This is a genomic window from Citrobacter sp. wls716, from assembly GCF_005280975.1.
Lineage (GTDB): Bacteria > Pseudomonadota > Gammaproteobacteria > Enterobacterales > Enterobacteriaceae > Citrobacter > Citrobacter youngae.
Window position 1 is genome coordinate 51809 of record NZ_SZWX01000051.1, and the last position, 11576, is coordinate 63384.

Consider the following 11576-nt stretch of genomic DNA (forward strand, 5'->3'; position numbering starts at 1 on the left):
TGCGGGCCTGTTTTGCATTCTGCGTCAGATATCAATAAAACAGCGCGATAGTGGCAATCATATTGACCACAAATCCTATCGCCATTGGGATGGCTGTCCGTTTTACTACCTCAAAAGGCGACACGCCAGCAATACCGGATGTCACGACAATCACAGCGGTAATCGGTGAAACCGCACGTGCCAGCGTGGTGGCGAAGTGCATCGGCATAATCATCACAACCGCAGGAATATGCAGCCCCGCAGCAATATCCGGGATCAGACTGGCGAATGACATAAACGGTGCATTCCCGGATCCCATTACAATTGCGCAGGCGGCGATAACCACGGCCATAATGATCATCACACCGATACCGCCAAGCCCGGAGTGTTCCGCACCTTTAATCACCGCATCGACGGTGCCGATAGTGGTTAAACCCTTGGCAAAGATCTCACCGGCCACCACCAGTGTGACGACGTTGGCAAACTGTGTTCCCATGCCGTCAAAAAACGCCTGCACATCATCCATAGTCTCACGCAGATTATGTTTATGAAGAAACTCCACAAACATGGTCAGCGACAAACTCATTAGCATCACCACCACCAGATTCAACTCTGCCTGCATTAATCCCATATGCGCCAGCAACAGCGAGCCCAACATCAGGAGCAGCGGCATCACCGGTAAAATGGCGTAATAGAGTGGCGGCACATCCTCCAGCGTCTTTTGTTCATTGAAGCCTGTGTTGTCTGGTTGTGTTTTTTGATCAAACCGGCGTTGAACGAAAAAGTGTGCGATGGCGACGGCGATGATGACGCAGGATGCGACAGGAAGTTGGTAGTGGAAGAAATAAGTGGCTATTTTCATCCCCGCAACCTGTGCGGCGAAAATTGAGTTAGTTTCCAGAATGCCCCATTCAATCGACATCGAAGTGGCAATGACCGCTACCGCGGATAAACGGCTCACGCCCAGGCTGACCAGCGTTGGGAAGAGCGTAACCATCAGCAGCATGCCCAATCCGGAAGCACTGGTGATGAACTGTGCCATGATTTGACCAATTACATACGTCGCGGCAAGCACAATATAGGGTGAGTGGATGTGCTTAAGTGGGCGGCTCAACAGGCTGACCATTGCCCGGCTGGCTCCCATTCTGTCCATATAGCGGGCATAACCGCCCACCGCCATGATGGATAACCCCAGTCCGGCCGCCCGGTTTGAGAGCATACGAAGAATTTCATTATAAATATCGACCAGCAGATAACCGCTGCTTTTGTCGCTGGCGACCAGTGCGCCGTACCCCAACCAGACGCCGCAGATCATCAGGAAGATCCCGGCTGCTGCCAGTACTACCTGTGGTTTGTAGTTTTTGAGGATCAGGTAACCCATCGTTAATAAAACGATGACAGAGATAATAATGCCGAACATTTTTTCACTCCATGCCAGAGAAGAAGATAAATCCGGTAATAACGCTGTTTTAAATGCGGATGTTATATTTTTTCTGGCATGTGTTTTGGAGTGGATATCGTGTTTTTATAATCGAGGTTTGGTTATTTTTCGTTTTAAAATAGTGGCTTATGATTTATTTTAAAGATGATATTCGCAGATTTCATAAAGTTGGTTTTATCCCATGGTAATAAAAAACTGTCCGCTCAATCATTCATATTTAAATATATGAATTTTATATATCATCGGTATGAGCATATCTCCCACAGACCACCATTTCACCCTGCTTTCGATCCTGTGTTACGATGAACTCGCTGTTATTTGTCACCACGACTTAGCTGAATGGACCCTATGAACGCATTTGATTCGCAAGCTGAAGACTCTCCATCCACCATTGGCCGTAGCTTACGCAGCCGCCCGCTGGCGCGTAAAAAACTGTCTGAAATGGTTGAGGAAGAACTTGAACAGATGATTCGCCGTCGGGAATTTGGCGAAGGGGAACAGTTGCCGTCAGAGCGAGAACTGATGGCTTTTTTCAATGTTGGCCGTCCTTCTGTACGAGAAGCGCTGGCGGCGTTAAAGCGTAAAGGTCTGGTGCAAATTAACAACGGTGAACGCGCCCGCGTTTCACGTCCTTCGGCCGATACGATTATCAGCGAACTGTCCGGCATGGCGAAAGATTTCCTCTCACATCCTGGTGGTATTTCCCATTTTGAGCAGCTGCGATTGTTCTTTGAGTCCAGCCTGGTGCGTTATGCCGCAGAGCATGCCACTGACGAGCAAATCGACAGACTGGCGAAAGCACTGGAGATCAACAGTCAGTCGCTGGAAGACAATGCGCTCTTCATCCGTTCAGATGTTGACTTCCACCGTGTGCTGGCAGAGATCCCGGGCAACCCCATCTTTATGGCGATCCATGTTGCGCTGTTAGACTGGTTAATAGCTGCCCGTCCGGCCGTCGCCGATCAAGAATTGTATGAGCACAATAACGTGAGTTATCAGCAGCATATCGCTATTGTCGACGCGATTCGCCAGCGCGATCCTGAAGAAGCAGACCGCGCACTGCAAGAACATCTCAATAGCGTTTCCGCAACCTGGCACGCCTTCAGCAAAAGTAAAAAATTGCGTAAGTAATCGCGATCCTGACGGTCTTTTAGTGAAGCAGATCGCACTATAAGCGTTCTGTATTGTATTGCTGCTTATTTGATCTGGTATAACAGGTATAAAGGTATGTAGTCAGACAACACTAATCATCTTCAGAGGTCGTTATGGCAAGAAATTTAAAAGGCGTAATGCCAGCGTTATTAACTCCATTCGATAACCAGCAGAAACTGGACACCGAGAGCTTGCGCCGTCTGGTGCGTTTCAACATTGGGCAGGGCGTTGATGGGCTCTATGTCGGTGGCTCAACGGGTGAGGCCTTTGTCCAAAACCGCGCTGAAAGAGAGCAGGTGCTGGAAATTGTTGCTGAAGAAGCGAAAGGTAAAGTGACCTTAATTGCCCACGTTGGCACGGTGAGCACTGAAGAGAGCCAGCAGCTGGCGAGCGCTGCGCATCGCTACGGATTTGATGCGGTTTCGGCCGTTACGCCGTTTTACTATCCGTTCAGCTTTGAAGAGCACTGCGATCACTACCGCGCAATTATTGATTCCGCCGATGGCTTACCGATGGTGGTCTATAACATCCCGGCACTGAGCGGCGTAAAACTGACGCTGGATCAGATCAACACGTTGGTGACGTTGCCGGGCGTTGGCGCGCTGAAGCAAACCTCAGGCGATCTCTATCAAATGGAACAGATCCGCCGCGCTCACCCCGATCTGGTGCTTTACAACGGCTATGACGAGATCTTCGCTTCTGGGTTGCTGGCCGGTGCGGATGGTGGGATTGGCAGTACTTACAACATCATGGGATGGCGTTATCAGGGAATTGTGAAAGCGCTCAAAGAAGGCGATATCCGGGCTGCACAAAAGCTGCAAACCGAGTGCAATGAGGTTATCGATCTGCTCATCAAGGTTGGCGTATTCCGCGGTCTGAAAACGGTACTGCACTATATGGATGTGGTTTCTGTACCTCTGTGCCGTAAACCGTTCGCTCCGGTAGATGAACAATATTTGCCAGAACTGAAAGCCCTGGCGAACCAACTGCTGGCGGAAAAAGCGTAATCGCGGGTCGCCGGGGGCGCTTCGCTTGCCCGGCCTGGATTTTTCGACCGTAGGCCGGAAAAGGCGAAGCCGCCATCCGGCACAACAACAAAGATCGTTGGGAGAGTAAAATGAGTACTTCTACCCAGAGCATCCCGTGGTATCGCCATCTCAATCGGGCACAATGGCGGGCATTTTCCGCCGCCTGGCTGGGATATTTGCTTGATGGTTTTGATTTTGTATTAATCGCCCTTGTACTGACGGAAGTACAAGGCGAATTCGGACTGACGACGGTGCAGGCGGCGAGCCTGATTTCAGCCGCCTTCATCTCTCGCTGGTTTGGCGGGTTAATGCTGGGTGCGATGGGTGACCGTTATGGACGTCGCCTGGCAATGGTCACCAGTATCATTCTGTTCTCTGTGGGGACGCTGGCCTGTGGCTTCGCGCCAGGCTACACCACCATGTTTATCGCCCGCCTGGTTATCGGTATGGGAATGGCCGGTGAGTACGGCTCCAGCGCCACCTACGTTATTGAAAGCTGGCCTAAACACCTGCGTAACAAAGCCAGTGGTTTCCTGATTTCTGGTTTCTCGGTCGGCGCTGTGATTGCCGCCCAGGTTTACAGCCTGGTGGTTCCGGTCTGGGGATGGCGTGCGCTGTTCTTCATCGGCATTCTGCCAATTATCTTCGCCCTCTGGCTGCGTAAAAATATTCCGGAGGCAGAGGACTGGAAAGAAAAACACGCAGGTAAAGCGCCAGTGCGCACTATGGTGGATATTCTCTACCGGGGCGAGCATCGGGTAATTAATATTCTGATGACGATCGCCGCTGCAACCGCGCTGTGGTTCTGCTTTGCTGGCGACCTGCAAAATGCGGCTATCGTGGCGGTCCTCGGCCTGATATGTGCGTTTATTTTCATTAGCTTTATGGTGCAAAGCAGCGGTAAACGTTGGCCGACGGGTGTGATGCTGATGGTTGTCGTGCTGTTCGCATTTCTCTACTCGTGGCCGATTCAGGCGCTGCTGCCAACGTATTTGAAAACTGAACTGATGTATGACCCTTCAACGGTTGCCAGGGTCCTGTTCTTTAGTGGCTTTGGTGCGGCGGTTGGCTGCTGCGTCGGTGGTTTCCTTGGCGACTGGCTGGGTACCCGCAAGGCTTATGTGTGCAGTCTGCTGGCCTCGCAGTTGCTGATTATCCCTGTGTTTGCGATTGGCGGGGCCAATGTCTGGGTTCTGGGTTTGCTACTGTTTTTCCAGCAAATGCTTGGGCAGGGGATCTCCGGGATCTTACCAAAACTTATTGGTGGTTATTTCGATACCGACCAGCGTGCGGCGGGCCTGGGGTTCACCTACAACGTAGGGGCACTTGGTGGGGCACTGGCACCGATCATCGGGGCGCTGATTGCACAACGTCTGGATCTGGGCACAGCGCTGGGATCGCTTTCTTTCGGCCTGACATTTGTGGTGATCCTGTTGATTGGCCTTGATATGCCGTCTCGTGTACAGCGTTGGCTGCGGCCTGAAGCACTACGTACACATGATGCCATTGATGGTAAACCGTTTAGTGGAGCCGTGCCGTTTGGCGGCGATAAAAGCACCATGGTGAAATCAAAAAGTTAATCCGCTTGCCCGGCGTTGAGAGATGTATGTCGTTACTTGAGCTACTGGATAAAAAGATTGCCGCTGATGGCGGACTGATTGTCTCCTGCCAGCCCGTTCCTGACAGCCCGCTGGATAAACCTGAAATTGTCGCCGCCATGGCGCTGGCAGCCGAGCAGGCTGGTGCGGTGGCGCTGCGTATTGAAGGCGTGGAAAACCTGCAGGCGACCCGGGCGGTCGTTTCGCTGCCAATTATAGGTATTCTGAAACGCGATCTTGCTGACTCCCCGGTACGCATCACTACATTTTTAGATGATGTCGATGCGTTGGCGCAGGCGGGAGCTGACATTATAGCGATTGATGGTACAGACCGCGTGCGTCCTGTTCCCGTCGCCGCACTGTTGGCACGAATTCATCAACATCACTGTCTGGCCATGGCCGACTGTTCGTCGCTGAAAGACGGCCTGGCCTGCCAGCAACTCGGCGCGGAAATTATTGGTACGACGCTGTCGGGTTATACGACACCAGAAACACCAGATGAGCCGGATCTGGCGCTGGTGAAAGCGTTACGTGATGCCGGGTGTCGGGTGATTGCCGAAGGACGTTATAACACGCCAGCACAAGCAGCTGAAGCCATGCGCCACGGGGCCTGGGCGGTGACAGTGGGTTCTGCTATTACCCGACTGGAACACATTTGCCAGTGGTACACCACGGCGATGAAAAAGGCCGCGCTATGACCACCCTGGCGATTGATATCGGCGGTACTAAACTGGCCGCTGCACTGGTTGATGGTCGCCTGCAAATGCGTGACCGTCACGCACTTCCGACACCCGCCAGCAAAACACCACAAGCGCTGCGAGCTGCTCTGGAAGCGCTGATTGAGCCGTTGCTGGCACAGGCTCAGCGCGTGGCGATTGCCTCAACCGGCATCATCCGTGAGGGCGCGCTCCTGGCACTGAATCCATTAAATCTGGGGGGATTGATGCATTTCCCGCTGGTGCAAACGCTGGAGTCATTCACCGGTCTACCGACGTTGGCGGTGAATGACGCACAGGCCGCTGCGTGGGCTGAATATCATGCACTTGGCGGGAAATACCACGATATGGCGTTTATTACTGTATCGACCGGTGTTGGTGGCGGCGTGGTTAGCAACGGAAAGTTGTTAACCGGAGCCGGGGGGCTGGCGGGGCATGTAGGTCATACACTGGCGGACCCGTATGGTCCGCAATGTGGTTGTGGACGAGTGGGGTGCGTGGAGGCTATCGCTTCCGGCCGTGGGATTGCAGCGGCAGCCGAAGGCTCACTTGCTGGATGTGATGCAAAAATTATTTTTAGCCGGGCCAGACAAGGGGATGAACAGGCGTGTCAATTGATCCAGCGATCGGCATGCACGTTGGCACGTCTGATTGCCGATGTGAAGGCGACAACCGACTGCCAGTGCGTTGTTATTGGCGGAAGCGTCGGGTTGGCTGAAGGTTATCTGGCGCAGGTGAAAGCCTGGCTGGCACAGGAACCCGCGACTTATCACGTGAAATTACTGGCGGCACATTACCGTCATGACGCTGGACTACTGGGGGCCGCGCTGTTGGCCCAGGGAGAATGATGATGATGTCAGGGGATTTACAGTCTCAGCTTTCTGCTGGATTGCATCCGGTATTGCAGCAGGCATTAACGCAGGCTGTTGCGGCAAAACCGCAGGATAAAGCACCGGGGCGCTATGAGCTGCAAGGTGAGAATGTCTTTATGAACGTCATGCAGTTTGTTACGCAACAACCGGAGCAAAAGAAAGCGGAGTTGCACGAGCAATATATTGATATTCAGGTACTGCTGGCGGGTGAAGAACGTATTCTGTTCGGGATGACCGATTCTGCTCGCCAGTGCGATGAGATGCATGTTGAGGATGACTATCAGCTGTGCAGCGAGATTGCCGATGAGCAGGCGATCGTACTGAAGCCGGGAAGATTTGCGATTTTTATGCCGGGCGAGCCGCATAAACCGGGCTGTGTGGTGCAAGCCCCGATGGACATTAAAAAGGTGGTGATTAAGGTGCGCGCCAGCTTATTACACGTCTGACAGACCGTGTCGGATGGCAAGGCTTGTGCCATCCGACACTGGATAGAACAACCTAGCGCTTAAACGTCACCGCTTCCGGTTGTGCCAGATGCAGCGTGGTCTGGCTTGGCACCGTTTCAGCAATGACTCGCCCGTGACGAATGGAATAACGTGCAGGCGTCTGGCGACGAACCGCATCAAACCCATTTTCTGCCGCTAAAATTACCAGATTTCCGGCGTTCCCCACGTTCAGACCATAATCCTGCAGGTGCAGGGTTTTCGCACTGTGGGTAGTGATCAGGTTCAGCCCATCGTTAATCTGTCCGTATCCCATCAGCTGACACACATGTAATCCCATATGCAGTACCTGCAGCATATTGGCGGTGCCCAGCGGGTACCACGGGTCAAAAACGTCATCATGCCCAAAGCAAACATTGATGTCCGCTTCCAGCATCTCCTTGACGCGGGTGATGCCGCGACGTTTAGGATACGTATCAAAGCGCCCTTGCAGGTGAATATTCACTAGCGGATTCGCGACGAAGTTAATACCTGACATTTTTAACAGACGGAAAAGGCGGGAAGCATATGCGCCGTTGTAGGAATGCATCGCTGTGGTGTGGCTGGCTGTCACGCGCGATCCCATGCCATCGCGATGTGCCAGCGCCGCGACGGTTTCAACAAAGCGCGATTGCTCATCATCAATCTCGTCACAGTGCACATCGATAAGTCGGTCATACTTCTGCGCCAGGGCGAAAGTTTTGTGCAGCGACTCGACGCCATATTCACGCGTGAATTCAAAGTGAGGAATTGCGCCAATGACGTCGGCACCCAAACGCACAGCTTCTTCTAGCAGCGCTTCGCCGTTGGGATAAGAAAGAATACCTTCCTGTGGGAACGCCACAATCTGCAGCTCCACCCACGGTGCCACTTCTTGCTTCACTTCCAGCATGGCTTTCAGCGCCGTCAGCGTAGGATCGGAAACGTCTACGTGAGTTCGGACATACTGGATGCCGTTGGCCATCTGCCACTTCAGCGTCTGCATGGCACGCGCTTTGACGTCTTCGTGCGTGAGCATTGCCTTACGTTCGGCCCAACGCTCAATGCCTTCAAATAACGTACCAGACTGGTTCCAGCTCGGCTCACCTGCGGTTTGCGTGGTGTCCAGATGGATATGTGGCTCAACGAACGGTGGAATGGCCAGGCCGCCTTCGGCATCAAGCACCTTGCCCTGTGGCGCAGATGCTGTTCCCTGGGGATCAATACGGCTAAAACGCCCGTTTTCAATCGTGATTTGCCACAATCCTTCACGCCCCTGCAGACGGGTTTGAGTTAGAGTGATGGTGTTATTCTGCATGGCTGACCTCCGGGGATTTAGCAAGGTTGCGATTGAAAAGTGGGTTCAGCAGGATATAGCTGAATACGCCGCCAAGTACGGCGTTGACCGGCACAATACCGGGAATATAGTGACCTGCGGCAATGCCTAATGCAACGGACAGGATCGCTATCCAGTTGACGGGAATAAACTGTGCTGTGTTGAAGTTGGTGTACCGGCGGTGGTTTAACAGATAATCGGCAATAATCACTCCGCCAATAGGAGGGATGGCCGCCGACAGGAATGTCAGCCAGCCGACAAAGTTATTGTAAAGCCATAATGCGCACAGTGTTCCAATAATACCGTTGGCCACGGACAATGTGCGGCTGGAAAGGCCGGTAATATTGGCAAATCCCAGACCGGAGGCGTACAGCGCGTTGTCATTGGTTGTCCAGATATTCAGGCCGAGAACGATGATCGCGGGCAGCAGCAGCCCCTGGGCAATCATCACGTCAGAGATATCCGCCTGTCCTACCGCGGCGGCACCAGCCGCGCCGAAGATGAACATCAAGGAGTTGCCAAGGAAAAACGCCACCATGGCGATCAGCACTGCGCCTTTGGCGTTGCGACCAAAGCGAACGAAGTCGGCGGTTAATGTTCCTGCGCTGACAAACGATCCGACGACCAGCGCCAGTGCTGTGGAAAAATTCAGCGGTGTCTGCGGCACTATCGCTTTTAAATGGTCTAAACCGCCGACATCACTCACCGCCAGCCAGACGGAGTAGCTGCCAAGAACGACGATGGCGGGGACGGCGATGATGGACAAAATGGTGAGTGCCGAGATACCAAAGAAGATGGTCATGGTCATCAGCAGACCGGAAACTGCAATCAGGATGTTGACGTCAATTCCCGTCGCTTTACCCACCGGGATGGCGAACATTGCCACGCCGACGCCAAACCAGCCCACCTGTGTGCCGCCTAACAACAGTGAGGGAAGCCATGAACCTTTCAAACCAAATGAGTAACGCGCCAGAAGGTGGGTTGAGAGCCCTGTTTTTGCGCCGATAAAACCGAGAAATGCAGTGTAAATACCGAGGAGAAGATTACCGAAGAGAACTGCCAGGAAGAAATCATTATAGGAAAGACCGGTACCGAGTGTGCCACCGGTCCACATACTGGCGGAAAAGAATGTTAACCCCAACATCACAAACGTCAGTGGTATCACGCCTTTCCGCGCTGCCAGAGGGACGGGGCCCTGGCTATAATTGTTGTCCTGCGACACAACGCCTCCTTGAATTTTGCCCAAAAAATCCGCCGCATCATATACACTTCTCAGAATAAAGCAAACGATTACGTATAATCTTTACATGGTTATTATTTATGGTGTTGATGATTGCGTTGATTTTTGGGCTCGACATTTTTAACCGATAAGAAGCGGACAAACGCCGACCAGGGTAGTGGAAAAGATTAAGTCAGTTACGCCAAATGGTAAGATTCTGCAGACAATGTCTGCGGAATTTCAATGTACTGAATATACGGCTGTATTTGTGAGCGGCTTTCGAAAAATGATTCCGCATGTATTTAGTGGAGGAATATTGGCTCCCCATCCATCAGCATCAGGGGAGCCAGAAGTATTACACTTCCAGGTAATTCAGGATACCGTCTGCCGCTTTACGACCTTCGGCAATTGCGGTGACCACCAGATCCGAACCGCGTACGATGTCGCCGCCGGCGAAGATTTTCGGGTTGCTGGTCTGGAAAGCGTTGTCACTACGTTCCGGGGCAATAATGCGCCCCTGTGAATCCAGCTCGACGCTGTGCTCTTTCAACCATTCCATGCTGTGCGGGCGGAAACCAAACGCCAGGACCACCGCATCAGCCGGAACAACGTGCTCGGAGCCAGCGACGATCTCCGCACGGCGACGCCCCTTCGCATCCGGTTCGCCCATCTCCGTGCGCGCCATTTTCACACCACACACTTTGCCGTTGGCATTCACTTCCACACCTAACGGCTGGACGTTGAACTGGAATTCGACGCCTTCTTCACGCGCGTTTTTCACTTCGCGTTTCGAACCCGGCATGTTCTCTTCATCGCGACGGTAGGCGCAAATAACGTGTGACGCACCCTGACGCACGGAGGTGCGCACGCAGTCCATCGCGGTATCGCCACCGCCGAGCACGACGACACGTTTGCCTTCCATGCTGATGTACGGCTCGTCGCTGCTTTCGCCAAAACCCATCAATTGCTTGGTATTAGCAATCAGGAACGGCAGGGCATCAAACACGCCCTCAGCGTCTTCGTTTTCCAGACCGCCGCGCATTGACTGATAGGTTCCGACGCCCAGGAACACAGCGTCGTAATCCTTCAGCAAATCGTTGAGCTGTACGTCACGGCCCACTTCCACGTTCAGTTTGAACTCAATGCCCATGCCGGTGAAGATTTCACGGCGACGGGTCATGACCTCTTTTTCCAGCTTGAAGGCTGGGATACCGAAGGTCAGCAAGCCGCCGATTTCCGGGTGACGGTCAAATACCACCGCCTTTACGCCGTTGCGGGTCAGCACATCAGCACAGGCCAGGCCCGCCGGACCCGCACCGATAATCGCCACGCGCTTGTCCATCTGGCGAACGCCGGTCATATCCGGACGCCAGCCCATCTCGAATGCTTTATCGTTGATATAGCGCTCGATGTTGCCGATAGTTACCGCGCCAAACTCATCGTTCAGCGTACAGGATCCTTCACACAGCCTGTCCTGCGGGCATACGCGACCACAGACTTCCGGCAAGGTGTTGGTCTGGTGCGAAAGCTCTGCCGCTTCAAAAATACGTCCCTCATTCGCCAACTTCAGCCAGTTCGGGATGTAGTTATGCACCGGGCACTTCCACTCGCAGTACGGGTTACCGCAGGACAGGCAGCGATCTGCCTGTGCTTTGGCCTGACCTTCGGAAAACGGCTCGTAAATTTCGATAAACTCGATCTTACGGATCTTCAGCGGCTTCTTCGGCGGATCAACACGCTGCAGGTCGATAAATTGGTATACGTTTTGACTCAT

At 53.2% G+C, this 11576-nt stretch carries 10 protein-coding genes and 1 pseudogene; 6 read left to right on the plus strand and 5 right to left on the minus strand.

Translation table 11 applies throughout. The annotated features are described in order from the left end of the window. Positions 1-31: 31 nt before the first annotated feature. Positions 32-1399 carry an anaerobic C4-dicarboxylate transporter DcuC gene (gene dcuC, locus FDX24_RS19090; protein ID WP_137364769.1) on the minus strand — a complete coding sequence of 456 codons (1368 nt, stop codon included), beginning with the start codon at positions 1397-1399 and terminating at the stop codon, positions 32-34. A 360-nt stretch (positions 1400-1759) separates the two neighbouring features. On the opposite strand from dcuC, the gene nanR reads away from it, so the two are divergent. From nanR to nanQ, 6 genes are all read left to right on the plus strand, one after another. Further along, positions 1760-2551 carry a transcriptional regulator NanR gene (nanR, locus tag FDX24_RS19095; protein ID WP_048213441.1) on the plus strand — a complete coding sequence of 264 codons (792 nt, stop codon included), beginning with the start codon at positions 1760-1762 and terminating at the stop codon, positions 2549-2551. 134 nt (positions 2552-2685) lie between these two features. Further along, positions 2686-3579 (plus strand): N-acetylneuraminate lyase, encoded by an 894-nt coding sequence (gene nanA / locus FDX24_RS19100; RefSeq protein WP_061068697.1) that lies wholly within the window; start codon positions 2686-2688, stop codon positions 3577-3579. Positions 3580-3689: 110 nt separating this feature from the next. Further along, on the plus strand, positions 3690-5180 hold the full coding sequence (nanT, locus tag FDX24_RS19105; protein ID WP_061068696.1) for a sialic acid transporter NanT: 1491 nt from the start codon (positions 3690-3692) through the stop codon (positions 5178-5180). Between the two features lie 26 nt (positions 5181-5206). Further along, positions 5207-5896 (plus strand): N-acetylmannosamine-6-phosphate 2-epimerase, encoded by a 690-nt coding sequence (locus FDX24_RS19110; protein WP_137364770.1) that lies wholly within the window; start codon positions 5207-5209, stop codon positions 5894-5896. Continuing rightward, a complete protein-coding gene (locus tag FDX24_RS19115; protein WP_137364787.1) occupies positions 5893-6762 on the plus strand; it encodes an N-acetylmannosamine kinase in 870 nt (289 codons plus the stop codon). The genes FDX24_RS19110 and FDX24_RS19115 overlap by 4 nt, the downstream gene beginning before the upstream one ends. A 2-nt stretch (positions 6763-6764) precedes the next feature. Then, positions 6765-7232, plus strand: coding sequence for an N-acetylneuraminate anomerase (gene nanQ / locus FDX24_RS19120; protein WP_101741937.1), 468 nt, complete (start codon positions 6765-6767; stop codon positions 7230-7232). Positions 7233-7284: 52 nt separating this feature from the next. Here the strand turns inward: nanQ and FDX24_RS19125 are convergent, their stop codons facing one another. The 4 genes and pseudogenes from FDX24_RS19125 to FDX24_RS19135 form a co-directional block, all read right to left on the minus strand. Then, positions 7285-8565 (minus strand): cytosine deaminase, encoded by a 1281-nt coding sequence (locus FDX24_RS19125; RefSeq protein WP_137364771.1) that lies wholly within the window; start codon positions 8563-8565, stop codon positions 7285-7287. Continuing rightward, complete coding sequence (gene codB, locus FDX24_RS19130) at positions 8555-9805, minus strand: cytosine permease (protein WP_137364772.1); 1251 nt, start codon at positions 9803-9805, stop codon at positions 8555-8557. The genes FDX24_RS19125 and codB overlap by 11 nt, the downstream gene beginning before the upstream one ends. A gap of 122 nt (positions 9806-9927) precedes the next feature. After that, a pseudogene (locus FDX24_RS23775) lies at positions 9928-10059 on the minus strand (DUF1016 domain-containing protein); the annotation flags it as partial. A 98-nt stretch (positions 10060-10157) separates the two neighbouring features. Beyond that, the gene (locus tag FDX24_RS19135) at positions 10158-11576 is read right to left on the minus strand and encodes a glutamate synthase small subunit (RefSeq protein WP_137364773.1); all 1419 of its coding nucleotides are present in this window, start codon (positions 11574-11576) and stop codon (positions 10158-10160) included.